The sequence below is a fragment of the Hydrogenovibrio sp. JE_KL2 genome, from assembly GCF_009296185.1.
Classification (GTDB): Bacteria; Pseudomonadota; Gammaproteobacteria; order Thiomicrospirales; family Thiomicrospiraceae; genus Hydrogenovibrio.
In genome coordinates this window covers 33,585-50,440 of sequence record NZ_WBJR01000006.1, presented here as the reverse complement: position 1 = coordinate 50,440, position 16,856 = coordinate 33,585, and the positions used below count along the sequence as shown (strand labels likewise).

The 16,856-nt window shown below is 43.2% G+C and carries 15 protein-coding genes; 8 read left to right on the top strand and 7 right to left on the bottom strand.

Annotated elements, in window-relative coordinates; translation table 11 throughout:
• Positions 1–4: 4 nt before the first annotated feature.
• The 4 genes from F8R13_RS10415 to F8R13_RS10400 all read right to left on the bottom strand — a co-directional run bounded on the left by F8R13_RS10415 (position 5) and on the right by F8R13_RS10400 (position 6,645).
• Entirely contained in the window at positions 5–1,246 is a 1,242-nt protein-coding gene (locus F8R13_RS10415) for an FAD-dependent oxidoreductase (protein ID WP_152834312.1), read from the bottom strand.
• 9 nt (positions 1,247–1,255) lie between these two features.
• Positions 1,256–2,107: a formyltetrahydrofolate deformylase gene (gene purU / locus F8R13_RS10410; protein ID WP_152834310.1), complete on the bottom strand. Its 852-nt coding sequence runs from the start codon at positions 2,105–2,107 to the stop codon at positions 1,256–1,258.
• 565 nt (positions 2,108–2,672) lie between these two features.
• Positions 2,673–4,007, bottom strand: a complete 1,335-nt coding sequence (locus F8R13_RS10405) for an ammonium transporter (RefSeq protein WP_152834308.1) — start codon at positions 4,005–4,007, stop codon at positions 2,673–2,675.
• Between the two features lie 358 nt (positions 4,008–4,365).
• Complete coding sequence (locus F8R13_RS10400; protein ID WP_371414946.1) at positions 4,366–6,645, bottom strand: DUF1989 domain-containing protein; 2,280 nt, start codon at positions 6,643–6,645, stop codon at positions 4,366–4,368.
• Between the two features lie 409 nt (positions 6,646–7,054).
• Between F8R13_RS10400 and F8R13_RS10395 the strand changes: the two genes are divergently transcribed.
• The 8 genes from F8R13_RS10395 (at position 7,055) to F8R13_RS10360 (ending at position 14,167) form a co-directional block, all read left to right on the top strand.
• Positions 7,055–7,747, top strand: coding sequence for a response regulator transcription factor (locus tag F8R13_RS10395; RefSeq protein WP_152834306.1), 693 nt, complete (start codon positions 7,055–7,057; stop codon positions 7,745–7,747).
• On the top strand, positions 7,747–8,544 hold the full coding sequence (locus F8R13_RS10390) for a PAS domain-containing protein (RefSeq protein ID WP_152834304.1): 798 nt from the start codon (positions 7,747–7,749) through the stop codon (positions 8,542–8,544). The genes F8R13_RS10395 and F8R13_RS10390 overlap by 1 nt, the downstream gene beginning before the upstream one ends.
• A 172-nt stretch (positions 8,545–8,716) precedes the next feature.
• Entirely contained in the window at positions 8,717–10,099 is a 1,383-nt protein-coding gene (locus F8R13_RS10385; protein WP_152834302.1) for an NAD(P)-binding domain-containing protein, read from the top strand.
• A 21-nt stretch (positions 10,100–10,120) separates the two neighbouring features.
• Positions 10,121–10,696 carry a dimethylamine monooxygenase subunit DmmA family protein gene (locus F8R13_RS10380; RefSeq protein WP_152834300.1) on the top strand — a complete coding sequence of 192 codons (576 nt, stop codon included), beginning with the start codon at positions 10,121–10,123 and terminating at the stop codon, positions 10,694–10,696.
• Positions 10,696–11,649, top strand: a complete 954-nt coding sequence (locus F8R13_RS10375) for a PDR/VanB family oxidoreductase (RefSeq protein ID WP_152834298.1) — start codon at positions 10,696–10,698, stop codon at positions 11,647–11,649. The genes F8R13_RS10380 and F8R13_RS10375 overlap by 1 nt, the downstream gene beginning before the upstream one ends.
• 13 nt (positions 11,650–11,662) lie before the next feature.
• The gene (locus tag F8R13_RS10370) at positions 11,663–12,682 is read left to right on the top strand and encodes a DUF3445 domain-containing protein (protein ID WP_152834296.1); all 1,020 of its coding nucleotides are present in this window, start codon (positions 11,663–11,665) and stop codon (positions 12,680–12,682) included.
• A gap of 63 nt (positions 12,683–12,745) precedes the next feature.
• Positions 12,746–13,102, top strand: a complete 357-nt coding sequence (locus tag F8R13_RS10365) for a cupin domain-containing protein (RefSeq protein ID WP_152834294.1) — start codon at positions 12,746–12,748, stop codon at positions 13,100–13,102.
• A gap of 162 nt (positions 13,103–13,264) precedes the next feature.
• Positions 13,265–14,167 (top strand): DMT family transporter, encoded by a 903-nt coding sequence (locus F8R13_RS10360; RefSeq protein ID WP_152834292.1) that lies wholly within the window; start codon positions 13,265–13,267, stop codon positions 14,165–14,167.
• 172 nt (positions 14,168–14,339) lie between these two features.
• Here the strand turns inward: F8R13_RS10360 and F8R13_RS10355 are convergent, their stop codons facing one another.
• The 3 genes from F8R13_RS10355 to F8R13_RS10345 all read right to left on the bottom strand — a co-directional run bounded on the left by F8R13_RS10355 (position 14,340) and on the right by F8R13_RS10345 (position 16,689).
• Positions 14,340–15,461, bottom strand: coding sequence for a helix-turn-helix domain-containing protein (locus tag F8R13_RS10355; RefSeq protein ID WP_152834290.1), 1,122 nt, complete (start codon positions 15,459–15,461; stop codon positions 14,340–14,342).
• The gene (locus F8R13_RS10350; RefSeq protein ID WP_152834288.1) at positions 15,454–15,783 is read right to left on the bottom strand and encodes a type II toxin-antitoxin system RelE/ParE family toxin; all 330 of its coding nucleotides are present in this window, start codon (positions 15,781–15,783) and stop codon (positions 15,454–15,456) included. The genes F8R13_RS10355 and F8R13_RS10350 overlap by 8 nt, the downstream gene beginning before the upstream one ends.
• Positions 15,784–15,855: 72 nt before the next feature.
• The gene (locus F8R13_RS10345) at positions 15,856–16,689 is read right to left on the bottom strand and encodes a recombinase family protein (RefSeq protein WP_152834285.1); all 834 of its coding nucleotides are present in this window, start codon (positions 16,687–16,689) and stop codon (positions 15,856–15,858) included.
• Between the last annotated feature and the right edge of the window lie 167 nt (positions 16,690–16,856).

The following is a 16,856-nucleotide window of genomic DNA, read 5'->3' as shown; positions in this document are numbered from 1 at the left end:
ACTCCTAATGCCCAACCGAGGCCGCGCCTTTTTCGCCGACCAGTTTGAAATCTTCATAACGGGATAATGCAAACGGCTTTATCAACTCATGCGGCCTGTCGTTTGCCACGGTATATGCCATGGTCTTTCCACTCACAGGAGTTGCCTTGAACCCCCAAGTACCCCAACCAGCATCAAGATAAAATCCTTCAATATCTGTTTTTCCCATAATCGGCGCAAAATCCGGCGTGATGTCAGCCATTCCCGCCCATTGCCGCATGATTTTCATACGACTGGTGAAAGGAAAGAGATCCATCATCTGATCGGTCAGCCCTTCCACAAAATCCAACGTAGAACGCGTTGAATGAAGTTCTGCCGGATCAACAGACGCCCCCATGACCAATTCACCACGGGAAGACTGACTCACATACACATGCAAGCTGCCCGATACAACTATCGTGTCCATAAAAGGCTTCACTGGTTCCGTCACGCAAGCTTGCAAAGGGAAAATTTCTATTGGTGTCTTGATGTCTAGCATCTCGGTGATTCGGGGGGTGGAACCGGCCACCGCAGAAATCACCTTTTTCGCTTCCACGAATCCCCGGTCGGTTTCTACCCCCACCACTTTTCCACCTTTGGTCTTGATGTCCATTACTTTTGTTTTTTGGTGAATTTCCACCCCGCGCATTTGCGCGCCTCGCGCATAACCCCAAGCTACAGCATCGTGCCTCGCCACCGACCCGGGTGCGTGATATAAAGCGCCCATGACTGGATGCTGACCATTGCATGTCATATCCATATAAGGCACTTCTTTTTGAATGGTTTCGACATCCACCACTTCACTGTCAATACCGTAATGTTTATTCACTTCTGCGCGCCATCTCATAGTGCGCATCGCGCTGTCGGTATGCGCTAGAGTGAAATGGCCACGAGTGGAATAAAAAATGTTCAAATCGAAGTCATCACTCAAGTCTTCAAACAGGCTCAAACTCTCGTCGTAGAACTTCACCCCCTCTGCCGTCAAATAGTTTGAACGAACGATGGTGGTGTTTCTTCCGGTATTGCCTCCGCCAATATAGCCCTGCTCAAGCACAGCAACATTGGTGATGCCATGCTCCTTCGCCAAATAATAGGCACAAGCCATCCCATGCCCGCCGCCGCCAATAATGACGACGTCATAAGCCTCTTTTAAAGGTTTTTCACTAGGAAAAAATCTTGGTTCGTCTTCCGGCTTTTTCCAGGCATATTTAAGTAATCTAAGCGGCATGCGAGTCTCCTACGCGAACACAACAGTTTTGTTGCCATAAACCAACACACGATCATGCAAGTGATACTTCAGACCGCGTGCCAATACATTTTTTTCAACATCCTTGCCAAGCACCACCATTTCTTCAGCCGACTCACTGTGTGTGACCCGCGTGACATCCTGCTCGATGATTGGACCTGCATCCAAGTCTTGCGTTACATAGTGACAAGTTGCACCAATTAACTTCACCCCTCTTTCATAGGCTTGGTGGTATGGTTTAGCACCGATAAATGAGGGTAAGAAACTGTGATGAATATTGATGATTTTCCCTGGATACTTTTGACACAGCTCCGGTGGAATGATTTGCATGTAGCGGGCAAGCACGATGGTGTCCGCCTCATAATGTTCAACCCATTTGACCACCTCTGCAAACGCCTGAGGTTTATTGTCTGGTGTGACTGGAATATGAATAAACGGAATGCCATGCCACTCAACCAAGCTTTTCATGTCCAAATGGTTAGATATTACACATGGAATATCACACTCTAATTCACCACTACTCCAGCGGTAAAGCAGATCAGACAAACAATGGTCTTGTTTGCTAACCATCAAGATAACCTTCTTCTTCTCGCAGGTTGAATTAAGCTGCCAAGTCATTTCAAACTCATCAGCAATTTTTGAAAAATCTTCGCGAAAAGCTTCATCTGAAATTTCGATATCAACAATTTCATTGCGCATAAAAAACATACCGGTATGCGTATCTGCATGATGATTGGCTTCTGCAATCATGCAATTTCTTTCCGCCAAAAAGGTTGAAACTTTGGAAACAATACCAACCCTATCTGGACATGAAATCGTTAACACATATGAGTTTTTTTCCATTATTTATTTTCCTTTAAAGAAACTTTGATTCATATGATAAAAAATATAGTTTTTCATATCAAGAACTTTTTTTAATTAAAAGTAATTTTTTTGCATATTTATCCTTAAACCCAACCTTTTCCATAAGAGAGCCTCAAAATTGATATATAAACTAAGCGTTAAAGCGTTCAATCACGTATGAATACACGGGTGATTTAGAAACAGAAGAAAAGTGTTTTTATTGGATAATTTTTAATTGATATTCACAGAAAAAAGCACCCTGAATCCTTTCAGGCCTAGCTTTTGTAGTAACGACTAAAACCATTTACGAAAACAATTAACGGCGCATAAAGAAACTATGCGCCGCCAACTGCTAAATGGTTAAACAACTTTGGAAAAGTTACTTATAGTCTATATAGCTGTGATTTTCATGCATAAAGGTATAAACCACTACACCAAGCGTTATCACAATAGACAAGGTCAGGATGACCCCGATCATTGTAGGACTATGAGCAAAAGTAAAATACGCTGCCGCATCTTTCCAGCTAGTAATTGGACTTACATTCATTTTAGACCTCCGAAACAATTAAACTGCTTTACCAAAAGAAACCACATCTGGTGACTGTGGAACAGACTCAGGGTAAGCTTTCATTGGAACTTCAACAGCATCAAGACCTGCCATTTCTGCTTTAGGTGGAACACGAAGCACACCTGCTTTTGCCAAGATATATGACAGAACAAACCCTGGAACAAACCCTAACAATGCCATGACGATGGCACTCTTAAGCTGCCCCATAAAGGAAATTGCTGGCGCACCTTCCAAGACATTAGGGAATCCGCTGAATACGCCCAACATCACGATACCGATTAGGCCACTAATACCGTGCACAGAGAACGCGCCAACTGGGTCATCTACTTTCAGTTTATGCGTCATGAATTTATCAACCAATGGCGCAACACCGCCACCAATCATCGCAATCATAAATGCCAAAGGCGGATAGTAAAGGTCTAGACCCGGAGCAGCCGCAACGATACCGGCGATTGCACCGGACAGCATCCAGAAAGGCTGGCGAGTTGATAGATAAGCACCAATAATCCCACCGGCAATCGCCATCAAGGTATTAAAGCTAATTGCAGAAAGTGTCGTAGGCGTTCCGAAAATTGACGTCCATTGCTCACCAGGCACATAGATAATACAACCGCCAAGGAATCCGAAGAATCCAACCACAATCAGCATCAAACCGATCATACTCATTGGCGTACTATGTCCAGCAATGTTATAAACCTCGCCATTTTCACCAAATCGACCAATACGAGGTCCTAGATTCAATACCACGCCTAGTGCAAAGAAACCTGCAACCATATGCACACAGCCTGCCGCACCGAAATCATGAAAACCCCAATCCTTCGTCAGCCAACCTGACGGACTCCATCCCCAAGCAGCAGCCAAAATCCAAATGACCGACCCGAGAATAATCGACAAGACTAAAAAAGCACTCATTCTAATACGCTCAATCACAGCACCTGACAAAATTGAAGCTGTGGTTGCCGCAAAGAGAACAAACGCCCCCCAGAAAATGCCGCTGGCATTATCCGTTAAATTTGGCCCCATGTTTTCTGACCAAGGAAGACCGGCAGCACCGGCTTCAAAATCAGGCACAAAGCCGTTGTACATACTTAAATAAATCCACCATCCGACAAAGAAGAAAGTGGGAACCATAAATGCAAATGCAAGAATATTTTTTACGCCTGACGCCAAAGCATTCTTGAGTCGAGACGCGCCCATTTCATAAGCTAAGAAGCCGACATGAATAATGACCATCAGGGCAGTACAAAACCAGTAGAATATTTCCATACTGACTGTATCTGACATTGAAATCATCGCATGCAAGCTTTCTAATGTAGGTGCTGTATGCTCCATAGTTGAAAACCCTCTAGTTGTATTGATTAACAAACCTGTACTTACAGAAGATCGTGTCAGACAAACTAACCCATTCTTCCAGTTCCTATAAATAAATTAGGTACGCAAACAACCACTCACAAAAGAGCTATCTAGCCTATACCTACCTTATTGCCACTCCTAATCATTACTTAGAAGTGACCACTTACCCACTAGCCTGCATCAAACTTTCTGACACTTAATAGTGAGCCACAAGCGCAAACCAATACCCCTATGCATTGGATTCAATTCACACCGGCTTAAAACCAGTCGAATTTGAATTCGTTTGATGAAAAAGCGTTACTCCGTTCTTCACCAAGATTTTGAGAACACCTAACTGTTAGCTTCTGACCCTTACCCGCTCTGGATCATAAAAAGGTAACGAAGTTACTTTGACAGGAATTCGTTTCTTCTGCCCATCCAATTGACCGACATCCAACTCGGTTCCCAAAGCTGTAAAATCCGGTGCTAACCGGCACATCGCAATTTGTTTTTTCAACAATGGTGAAAAAGTCGCACTGGTCACTACCCCCACTGGATAACGCCCATGATAGACTTCGTCACCATGATGAATCGGTTCATTCGACTCAACAAACAAGCCCACCAGTTTGTATCTGCTTTCTGGCGCTTGGCGTTCAATAGCCGCCCTACCTACAAAATCTTCATCATTGGTTTTCAAAGGTGTTGTAAATCCAATTCCAGCTTCAAATGGGTTTGTTTGTGGACAAAACTCATGGTCTGCAAAAATCAACCCGGCTTCAATGCGCAACTTATCCAGCGCATCAAATCCCATTGGCGCTAGATCATATTTTTGACCCTTTTCCCAAATCAAGTCCCAGAGCGCTTCCGCATCATCTGGATGACACCAAACCTCAAACCCTAGTTCTCCGGTGTATCCTGTCCTAGACACCATGACTGGAAACCCTGTAGCATCGATCACTCGACCTACCGTAAAATGAAACCACGCCAAATCATCAACCGATGTACGTTGCTCAGGAGTCCACACTATCTCAGAGAGCAGTGCTCGGCTATTTGGCCCTTGAACCGCTATATTATGAATTTGGTCTGATGATTCACGAACACTGACTTTATAATTATTCTTCGAGGCCAACTCCCTTAACCAAACACCCGTATACGGATCTCCACAAACCCAACGAAATGCTTGCTCTCCCATTTTGAACAAAGTACCGTCATCAATCATGCCACCAGTTTCATTGCAAATTGCCGAGTAGACAATTTCTCCTACTGATATGCGACGCACATTTCTCGTTACGGCATACTGCATAAATATTTCAGCGTCAGGCCCAACAACTTCAAACTTTCTCAGCGGCGTCAGGTCGATCATGGCAACCTTTTCTCTACAAGCGAGATATTCGGTGTTTACCCCCCAGCCAGCATATTCCGACGCCACCCAGTATCCTCGGTATTCGATAAGGTGTTTTGTTAATGCTGATATTCGGTTATAAAAACCCGACTGCTTTGTCATTCTGGCCAACTCCTGTGGTTCGGTTCTATAGGCAATGGAACGAGGAAATTCTTCAACTTCACTGTAAACTCGTACATGAATATCTGTTGGATTCCACCCATTTGCTGCATCAATATCATCCGGGCAAGCCGACGATCCACATAACAAATCCCGATTTGCCCTTAACAAAACATAATCTCCCGGTTGCGACCAAGGTTCCGCAAACCCGATGGTTCCACAAGGTTCAGAATGAGTATTAAAGAAAAAATTAATCGCCGGCCACCCCATCCTTGGTTTGATTCCATAATCTTTCAACGCCTTGTTAAAGTTCTCGGTACAACTATCATGACCAAAATATCCTTGATCCTCGTAATACTTAGGGGTACAGGCAAATAAAAAACTGTCATGACGACCTACCGTATCCTGAACCACCTCCAGCATAGCTTGCTGATTTTGATCAAGAAACTTTGAATACAATCCTGGCTGCGGAAGTGACAACCCCATTCCTGTTCTGGTTGCCGTCGCATCAATAAAAACTTCTTCGCCTTGATCTAGAGCTGCCTTATCAAAAGCAATGAAATCCGAACTTTGTTTACCCTGAACATCAATGATTTGAATCCACTGCCCTGCTCTCACCTCATAGATTCGCGCACTACTATGCGGAATGCGAACTTCAAAAACTGGCTCAGCCAATGGTTGCGGCAAGTCATCCGCCTCAAAAGAATAGTGCGTTACTTTCAATTCTGTCGCTGGACAGTGTTCATCAACAGCCATCCTTTTACCGGAGGCAACCACAATCACTCTAGCTTTGTCGTCGAAATGTATTTCTGACTCAAATGACGGAGGGAGACAATAGGCATTCGACAGGACATCACTGTTCACGCGCCATAGTTCAAAGTCCCTATTCAGCTTATCTGACACAGCCCCCTCAGATTCCAAGAGTTTGAGGGTGCCACTTGCCTCTCCTTTGTATTGGTCATACACAAGATCTAATAAACTTAACGGCTCACCATCACCACTGAACAACATGACCTCACAGTCCTGACAACTATCAATCGAACAAACGCTGACCTTTTCACCTGCACGCACAGACAGACAGACTGCACCCAATCCTGAGACGCGATATTCTTTTTGAAAGCTCGCCACCTTTACCACAAAAACACTCCCAACCAATGGTTGCCCTGAACAAATCTATAATCTTCAATAACTTGCATTAAACTAGTGCATCTTGGTTCATAATTAGTGCGCAGATCACTACTAAGCTCAAACGCAATTTCTTAAATCTTTCATTATTCCTGTGAAGAATAAAAATTTACTGATATGATTCAATATAAATAACCCCAAAACAATACACCATTGGCGGTATCTCTTTTTGGGTACCCCCAATAAACCAAGTTGTGGCATATACTCTGCTTGATGGTAATTATTTGCTACCAAATGAGCAGAGCCATAACCACTAAATCGCTATCAATAAGCCACGTCATTTAGTGGATGTTTTACCTTCTCTTTAAACATTAAGAGTGAATGAGCAATTAGAAAAACTACAAGATCTCAAGGAAACTTCATGTCGATTCATACGACCGTGCAAACCATTGTTGTTGATGACCACCCACTTTTTAGACGAGGCGTGGTGGAGCTACTTACTGAAAGTGGGCACTTTGAAGTTGTTAACGACTTCGGCTCCGCCGTGGAGTTACTGGAAAATATGCCGGAAGTTCACCCAGATCTATTACTGATGGATTTTCAAATGCCAGGGCTTACAGGCATTGAAGCGGTAAAGAAACTCCGACCTCAACTTCCAAACACAAAAATCGTTATGCTTGCCGTCTCAATGGATGCTCAAAGTCTATTGGAAGTGATTAGCGCGGGTGTAGATGGTTACCTACCGAAAGATACCGATGCTGAAGTCATTCTGGACAAGCTCACCAAGGTACTTAATGGTCAAATGATTCTAAGCGATTCAAGCCTTAATCTACTTGCCGAAGGCCTTCGTGCTCAATCCTTTGGCACATTTTCAACGCCCGATGTCACTCAAAATCATGAATCCTTAAAGGACCTAACTGAACGAGAGCGCCAAACTTTGGACTTAATCTCAAAAGGCTTGAATAACAAACTCATTGCTAGAGAGCTTGGAATCAGCGATGGCACCGTTAAAGTCTATGTAAAAAACCTACTAAGAAAATTAGGTCTCCACTCGCGCCTTGAATTGGCTGCTTGGAAGCATAACCAAAAAATAGACATATTTGGAGATGGTTAATGTCATATTTAAAAGACCTACTAAGCAGTTGGTTTCGACATCACGGCACCTCCCCCAACCTTAAAGCTATCATTAACAGCCTAGAGAACGCTGTCATCATTATTGGCAAAGACAACACACTGCAATATGCGAACAGCTACTGGACTCACCTGAGTGGACATCTTCCCCATGAAAGTCAACACACGGTATTTAGTGAATTCATTCACCCTGAAGACCGCGTGCTATGGCTCACGCATCTGCAAAAATTTTATCAATCATCTGAGACGCCGAATCCAGTTTGGCTTCGTTTAATTAACGACAACGACGACAAAGTCTACTGGTGTGAAATAAGAGTTCAACGCCTTTACCCAAACTCACCATACCCATTAAGTGCGACCATTTTTGATATAACCCCTCAAATTCGCTCGGATCAAGTCAAGGAAGCCCACTATCGAAGTTTAAAAAGTCAAATAAACCGAATTCCTGCAATGCTGTACAGATCTCGTAACGACTTAAACTGGACAATGGAATATGTTTCAGACGGCTGCAACACCTTGACAGGCTATGCCCCAAAACAAATGATCAACAATGCCGAATTATCCTACGGCTCTCTCATTCATGAAGACGATCGAGAATCTGTCTGGCGAAATGTACAAAAAGCCATCCAATCAGACAAATGTTTTGAAATCACCTATCGCCTACAGCATGCTCGCGGCGAAACCATCAAGGTATATGAAAAAGGCTGTGCCATTTTTTCTGAATCCGGTTCAATACTAGCAATTGAAGGCATCATCTTCACCCTCAACGAATTGCCCTAGCTTACAACCTACCCCCAAACGAATAGTTGACCTACCCTTTTCGAGTTACTAATTCTTAGGAATACCCCTAAGCATTCATTTCTTATAAATTTAAAAACAGCAAGAAACTTTTTTTCTCAAAAAGAAACTTATATTTAAATCTATATGTTACCGAATGTTAGGAGAACAAGTCATGAGTGAACGTGTTGCTATTCTCGGCGCCGGCCCTAGCGGCCTAGCACAGTTAAGAGCTTTTCAGTCCGCACAGTCCAAAGGGGCAAAAATTCCTGAACTGGTGTGCTTTGAAAAACAAAGCGATTGGGGCGGTCTTTGGAACTATACATGGCGAACAGGTACCGACGAGAATGGTGAACCTGTTCATTGCAGTATGTATCGTTATCTTTGGTCTAACGGCCCAAAAGAATGTCTAGAATTTGCTGACTACACCTTCGAAGAACACTTTGGTAAACCTATAGCATCTTATCCACCACGCGAAGTGTTGTGGGACTATATCAAAGGGCGTGTTGAAAAAGCTGGCGTCCGTGATTACATTCGCTTCAACACAGCAGTTCGCAATGTGTCTTATGACGAATCAACTGATAAATTCACCGTCACCGTACAGGACCATTCACAAGATAAAATCTATTCTGAAGAATTTGATTATGTGATTACCGCTACTGGCCACTTTTCGACACCTAAGGCACCCGAATTTGAAGGATTTAAAACCTTTGGAGGACGTATCCTGCATGCTCATGACTTTCGTGATGCACTAGAATTCAAAGGCAAAGATATTCTGCTTATTGGCGCCAGTTACTCGGCAGAAGATATAGGTTCTCAATGCTACAAATACGGCGCGAAAAGCATCACTAGTTGCTATCGCACAGCGCCTATGGACTACAAATGGCCGGATAACTGGGATGAAAAACCATTATTGCAACGCGTAGACACCCATAAAGCCTACTTTGCCGACGGCTCTTCGAAAAAAATCGATGCCATCATTCTTTGCACGGGTTACCTACACCACTTTCCGTTTCTACCTGACTCTCTCAGACTTGTTACAGACAACCGTCTGTGGCCTCTCGATCTTTATAAAGGCGTGGTTTGGGAAAACAATCCGAAATTCTTTTACTTGGGAATGCAAGACCAGTGGTACACCTTCAACATGTTTGATTCTCAGGCTTGGTATGTCAGAGACATTATATTAGGCCGTATCGCCCTGCCCGAAACAAAAGAAGAAATGACCGCCCACTCCATGATGTGGCGAGAAAGGGAATTAACGCTGGAAACCGCTATTGAAATGTACACCTTCCAAGGCGATTACATTCAGGAGTTGATTGACGCGACAGACTACCCTTCTTTCGACATTCCCGGCGTTAACCAAGCTTTCCTAGAATGGAAGCACCACAAGAAAGAAAACATCATGACGTTTAGAGACCACTCCTACCGCTCATTGATGACAGGCACTATGTCGCCAAAACATCATACGCCATGGATTGATGCATTGGATGACTCTCTTGAAGCCTATCTTTCCGAAGAACCAGAAGGCTTTAACAACACAGCTGTCGCTAACCAATAGAAACGTCATTTGGAGAGCTGTATGCAACCCGTACCTACTATTAAAAGCCGACCTGTCTACCCTGCTATTCATGTCGATCCATCTGTTGCCTACCACTTATTCATTGCTGGTACAGGAGCTTTTCCATCTTTATCCGAGCTTTACAACGCATGTGATGGTGAACGCTCCTGCTGGGTGATAGGTGAAAGCCTGCAACACATTTCTTACAAATATCCTAAAGGTTGTCATTTTATTGATGAATCCGCAATGCAAGAAACATTTTCAAAACTGTTTGCGACACTGCCCATTTCAACCAACCTCTATCTGGCTTCTAAACAAGAGTCGATGTTATGGGATATTCACCGTTTGGCTGTCAACGCAGGTCTAGGACAGGAACAAATCAAAAAACTCGAACCCCTTAGCAATGAAAGACGACTGTTTTGCACCCATTGCTACACACTAACGGACGGTGTTACTTACACCCCCTATGAATGTCCTGGCTGCAAACGACTACTTTTGGTCAGGGATCACTTTTCAAAGCTTCACTCTGCCTATGTCGGTGTACAGATCAATGCTGAAGACCCAAGTGACATCCCTGAAAGAGAGGAGCTAATCTAATGGCTGCAATGCAAATGAAAGTCACGGTAACGGACATCCAAGATGTTGCACCGTCTATTAAAGAGTTCACGCTCTCACCAGTGGATAAACGTTTTTCAGCTTTCTCTCCAGGGTCACACATTGTTGTTGAGATGAATGCCCCAGGAAGAAAAATCCGAAATGCTTACTCGCTGTTGAGTGATCCCAGCTTAAACACCAGCTACAAAATCGCCGTAAGGTATCAACCTGAGTCTCGCGGCGGTTCAATCTTCATGCACGAGAACGTCAAGAAAGGTGACCAACTGCTAATCAGCCCTCCAGCAAATCTTTTTGCGCCGGATTGGCAAGCAAAGCACCACATCCTGCTTGCAGGAGGGGTCGGCATTACGCCCTTTATGTCCTACATTCCTGAAATGCTGAGACGTGAAGACCTCGACTTTGAATTGCACTATATGTACCGCAGCAGTCAAACCGGGGCGTACGTCAACCAATTGAACTACATACTGGGCGATAGAATCAAAACCTATGACTCTGACAACAGCAATCGAGCAAATATAAGAGACATCCTTTCCAATCGACCTCAGGGAACTCATGTCTACATTTGTGGGCCGGAATCCTTAATCGAAGATGTAGTCAATGTGGCAAAACAGACAGGTTGGCCACTATCTCACATTCACTATGAAGCATTTGCAGCACCCAAACCAGGCCAACCATTTGTTGTCGAATTGCAAAAAACCAAGCAAACGGTTTACGTCAACGAAGACCAGTCATTGTTAGAAGCGCTGGAAGCTGCGGGATTAGATATTCCAAACATGTGTCGAGCCGGTGTTTGCGGCCAATGCATCACCCCTGTTCTTGAAGGCGACATTGAGCACAGAGACGAATTTCTGTCTGAGAAGGAGCACAACGGCAACCGTTGCATCATGCCCTGTGTCTCCAGATCAAAAGGCAGTCTTTTACAACTGAACCTATAAGAAGGAATTGACCATGAGATTAGCGCCCAAAGCCATTCAAAGTTTCCGAGACGACTTCACCTATACCAATAGCGAAGAGGCCATTAAACGGTTTCCCTTCCCTTTCCCAGAAGACGAATACATGTATTCGGTCAATATCGAACCTCACGCCCTGCCGGGGCCGAAAGACAGTGTCTACGAACACCTTTTTGATATCGACGAACACTACTTGTCCGAAATGGCTGAACGTGAAATCGTCTTGAAAGAAAACCCTAAACGTTGTTTGGCAATGCCCCATATGGACTTAGCTTGCTGGGACTTTATTGATCGGGCAATGACAAGCCTCTCTGAAGACTACCCAAACTACTTCTCGCTCGAGAAAGATGGCGAATTTTGGACTTGGGAAAACAAACTGCTAGGCATCAAAGACACCTTCACTTTTGGTCAAAGTAGCACCCTACCCAAACCGCCACTGGAATACATTGGCTGCCAGGTTCAAGGAGACATTGCCCTACTGGATCAACGTAATAACGATTTATACATGGACGCAGGCGTGATCACCTGTCCCGCAGACTGGTCCTTGGCATTTGATGCAGGCATGAGTTTCTCGGAATGGCATGGCCCTGTTCCGCTAGCCCATGAAGCCGGCATTTTCGAACGCGCCCTCAAGTTTCTGACAGCCATTCCCATAGGTCAGCCTGTACGACGTTTGAATTGGACTTTAACCATCAATGCTCGCATGGACACCTCCCCGGAAACCTACCCAAACTGGGGAACAGATCGGGACACCGTCACGCTCGAAAACGTAGGTGAAAAAGTCTATTTGCGCGTCGAGTTACAAGTACTTGATCGCATGGCAAGAAGCAACGCGCTTTTATTCAGTATTCGCACCTATCTCATCAGTATGAATGATTTAGTCACGAACAAAGCCTGGGCCAAACGAATGCACAGAACCATGAAAACGCTTCCAAGTGAACTTATTGAGTACAAAGGTTTGTCTCGATATCACTCAACTCTCGTTGAATGGCTAAAGCAATTTGATCCAGAAAATTAACGCAGTATTTGCCCGCAAAATAGATCGCTGGCTAAAAAAAATTTTTAACAAAGGAGTCCTATTATGGCAATGACACACTACCCTGTTGCAACAAAACGATTCAAGCTTCCAAGCATGGGCGTCGAAAACACCAATGCCTTTTTGGCAGACTTAACCGTCTCTGATGACCCTGAAAAAACCATCGTTGGTGGTTTCTTTAGAATGGAAAAGTCTGATAAGCCTTTGGTTTATACCTACCACTACCATGAAATGAAAATTATTGTAGAAGGAGAAATGATCATTACAGACGAAACAGGTCAGGAAGTCCACGCAAGAGTGGGCGATGTTTTCTACTTCGCTAAAGGAAGTGTTATCACTTTCCAATCGCCTAGTGTTGGCCTCGGGTTCTTCTGTGGCCAACGTCTTGAAGGGGAAGGTTAAAAAAATAAGTCTCTAGCAAATTGGCACATTTATATTTGTTGAATATCCCACAACAGACTTAGCCATCTAAACCCTCAACCAACTTTGGTTGCTTGAGGGTTCCACCTACAAGCATGATAAGAAAACAAACCAACTTAGCATGTTACTCACGGTTGAACTTCTATGCAAAATGTCGCAATTTTAACGCTCTCGATTTCTTCAATCTTGTGGGGACTTACCTGGCTACCGCTTAAGTATCTCCATGAAAAAGGTTTCGACGGCATAGCTATCACACTATTGATTTATTGCCTGATGACCATTGCCACACTACCGATTGTCTGGAAATATCGAAAGCTGGCAATTCAAAATTGGCCTTACCTAATCGGAATTTTGCTCTTAGGCGGCGGTACACAGCTAGCATTCAACACTTCTATGGTGTATGGCGATGTCATACGAGCCATGGTGCTTTATTACCTGATTCCATTTTGGGGAGTGATTGGCGGGCGTATATTCTTGAAAGAGAAAATAACGCCTCTTAGATTCCTAGGTATGGGGTTTGCACTACTTGGCGTGTTTTTAGTCGAAGGCGGAATGTCTGTCTTCACCTCCCCAGTAAGTTGGGTTGATTTGACGGCGTTGCTATCAGGTCTTTTGTTTGCGATGAACAACATTGTCTATCGCGCTTCCCCGAATTTACCCATTATGCTGAAGTTACACGTTATGTTTATCGGCGCCGCTTTTTTTGCCGCCATCACAATCGGCATGATGACGCAGCAACCCGCGATACTTCCTGATGTAAGTTTTAGCGCTTGGCTGATTTTATTGGGCTTTGCATTAATTTGGATGTTGACGGCAAACTTTGGAACCCAATGGGCTGTCACTCACATTGAATCCGGAAAATCTTCTATCATTCTGATTCTAGAACTTTTCACCGCCGTAGTATCGGCACACTTCATTTTGAATGAGACCCTTCAAGGATTGGAAGTTGTCGGCGGCATACTGATCCTTGCTGCTGCAATGATGGAAACGCTTCCACTCCCAAAAACCAATATTCGCATGTCGTTCAAATACAAAAAAAGCTCCTAAAGAGGAGCTTTTTTAAACATCGCCCAGAACTTTGAAGAAAGCTTAGAATGGTTAAATTTACCTGATTATACAAACACCCTTATAAAACAATTAATTAAAAATAATTGTAAATTATTTAGTTAATTTTTATATCAATTATATAAAAATGTCAATTTGTGATGAGACTGCTCTATCAATTTGGATTTTTTGCAAATTCAAATTTTTCTTTTAGATCATTCATCCATGAGGGTTGTATAAACCCATCATGCTGTAAACGACCCACCACAATGCCTGGATGTATGCCAATTTCTTTTGCAAAGGCCTCTACCCCAGCTTTAGTATTCAAACTGGCTAATAGCCCCGAAAGCTCAGAAGGTATTAACCAGTTTCCAGCCCAAGCATTTGCCTCATGCTCCTCAGATGAATCAGAATGAGATGAATTCGGATCATCAAGGAAAATGGATTTTTTTTCTTCTCTAGTTCCTGAATGCAACAATATATGGGCCGCTTCATGAAAAAAAGTGAACCAAAATTTATCATTTGTTTTGCCATACAATGACAACTGTATTAAAGGTCTAGTAGGCCCTAGCCATCGAGCTACTCCACTTACATGGGCTCTGGGAATAGCTGGTACTAAAATAAAAGTAACTCCCGCACCTGAAAGCAGTTTCCTCATTTTTGGCTCAAACTCTTCTGGCGGCTGACATGTGAAGGTACGAATCTCGTCTAAAGCTTTTTCAAAACGGGCCTTGTTGTACTTAGGAACCTCAATTCTCTCAGCATATTGCTCTCCTAAGCGTAGCCAAGATGATATTGCACCCACGTCACATTGCTCAGCTTTGCTTTTTCTAAAAGCTACCTGCATTCCTGCGTAGTAACTTCTCCATTCATCAGGAGACGCAACTCCAAAAAATCGAAGGCATGATTCAACGACACCAGGCTTATTCTTTTCAAGCAAACGTTGTTTTTGAATGAATCCACTATTCATTAGATCTTTAACTGGCAACTCATCTAGCCAAGATACCCAACTAGAATGCTTTTCAGCGGCCTCTAGTCGAGCTTTATGATTTTGATAATTTGCTTCACGAGATAGCCAGAATGCAACTGTTCCACCAACCACACGTTCCAGCCGCGATGCAGCATCAACACTAAGTGCTACTTTTCCATTGATAAGCTGACTAACGTGTTTTTCTGTATATCCCAAACGTTGAGCAAGCTCACTTTGAGACCAACCACGTTCTTCAGAAATATCAATAATGGATTCGCCAGGCGGAGAGACCCAGTCTGGCGCAAATTCAACACTCAACTCAGCCATGATAATCTCCTATATACTCTATGTTAACTATGGTCACTTTTGACCAATCAATTCCACCATCATCCTTCATGGGACAAGGATCATTAGCAGGACAAAAAACTAAACGCCAACCTCCTGCAAGATCAAGTGCAAACTGGCCTGTCCTATCTCCTTCAAGAGGATGTGGATTTCCTGCAACAAGCTCGGTCACCCTACTAACAGCCTCCAAATCACTCAAACGAGTACGCAACTTACGCGCACAATCTGACCCAAGCTTCTTCACAGCTTTACTCTTATTCTCACAGAGCTCTCTGATTTTTTTATTGTCAAATAGGATTTCCAAAACGTTACCTATTTTATATTTTTTTACCAATTAGGTAAAGATTTAAAAAAATTTAGGATTTAAAAATAGTGACTACTTCAATTTTTTATCTTGAATTTGTCTTGCGCCTTTTTTAATTTCACCACCAACCATAGGATGACTTGATTCTAGAATCAAGTCCAAAGCCTGATTCGTCAATCCTAACCTAATTATTCTTCTGGCATTATTGATTCTCGTTCTGCTGGCAGTTTCAGCATAACCTTCTTCATTAAGTAAAAGTTCAACAATATCCTCAACTGGCTTATCAGAAGCAAATTCTTCGTAGTACTTCACAAAACAAGTTTTTCCCACTGAATTTAAAGCACGTTGTAAGTCCATTTCACCTCCTATCAAGCGATAAACGCTCGGAATACTGATACCATATTTCTTAGCCAAGTCTTTAACTAAGACACCGGACTCGCGCTCTTGAGTCATTTGCTCAATTTCTTCTTCTGAGAGCTTCTTCTTAGCCCCAAACTTCACGCCTTTCGATTTAGCTTTCTCAATGCCTTCAAGCTGCCGCTCTTTACGGATCTCCGTTTCAAATTCAGCAATGCTGGCCAGCATATTGAAGAGTAACTTACCCGTTGGCGTTGAAGTATCAATTTGCTGATCCAACACAACAAAATCGATAGACTTCTCTTCAAGCTGATTCGCAATTTGGGTTAAATGAAATGTAGAGCGGGCCAAGCGGTCTAACTTAGTGATGACGAGACTATCACCTTCACGAAGGTATTCTAAACACCGCTGCAACTGAACACGGTTCGCTGTGGTGCCACTGACTTTTTCTTCAAATATTTTGTCACAACCATACTTATTCAGCTTTTCGAGTTGCACATCCAGCTTTTGACCTAAACTCGAAACACGAGCGTACCCTACAACAGCCATTATTAAAACCTTTTAGACTTTTCAATAATTTAATTATAAGACATAAAATAATAATACAAAAGCGTTATTCTCAAAATGTATACATTTTGAGAATTTAATAGTTACTATTGGCTTTTAAGTACAAACCTATAATGCTGTTGTTGCTGAAAATCGCACTCAAAAAGATA

Coding starts and splice junctions, on each gene's coding strand:
- F8R13_RS10380 (WP_152834300.1), top strand. CDS start 10,121: ATGCAACCCGTACCTACTATTAAAAGCCGACCTGTCTACCCTGCTATT.
- F8R13_RS10370 (WP_152834296.1), top strand. CDS start 11,663: ATGAGATTAGCGCCCAAAGCCATTCAAAGTTTCCGAGACGACTTCACC.
- F8R13_RS10390 (WP_152834304.1), top strand. CDS start 7,747: ATGTCATATTTAAAAGACCTACTAAGCAGTTGGTTTCGACATCACGGC.
- F8R13_RS10415 (WP_152834312.1), bottom strand. CDS start 1,246: ATGCCGCTTAGATTACTTAAATATGCCTGGAAAAAGCCGGAAGACGAA.
- purU (WP_152834310.1), bottom strand. CDS start 2,107: ATGGAAAAAAACTCATATGTGTTAACGATTTCATGTCCAGATAGGGTT.
- F8R13_RS10355 (WP_152834290.1), bottom strand. CDS start 15,461: ATGGCTGAGTTGAGTGTTGAATTTGCGCCAGACTGGGTCTCTCCGCCT.
- F8R13_RS10345 (WP_152834285.1), bottom strand. CDS start 16,689: ATGGCTGTTGTAGGGTACGCTCGTGTTTCGAGTTTAGGTCAAAAGCTG.
- F8R13_RS10395 (WP_152834306.1), top strand. CDS start 7,055: ATGTCGATTCATACGACCGTGCAAACCATTGTTGTTGATGACCACCCA.
- F8R13_RS10385 (WP_152834302.1), top strand. CDS start 8,717: ATGAGTGAACGTGTTGCTATTCTCGGCGCCGGCCCTAGCGGCCTAGCA.
- F8R13_RS10375 (WP_152834298.1), top strand. CDS start 10,696: ATGGCTGCAATGCAAATGAAAGTCACGGTAACGGACATCCAAGATGTT.
- F8R13_RS10365 (WP_152834294.1), top strand. CDS start 12,746: ATGGCAATGACACACTACCCTGTTGCAACAAAACGATTCAAGCTTCCA.
- F8R13_RS10405 (WP_152834308.1), bottom strand. CDS start 4,007: ATGGAGCATACAGCACCTACATTAGAAAGCTTGCATGCGATGATTTCA.
- F8R13_RS10360 (WP_152834292.1), top strand. CDS start 13,265: ATGCAAAATGTCGCAATTTTAACGCTCTCGATTTCTTCAATCTTGTGG.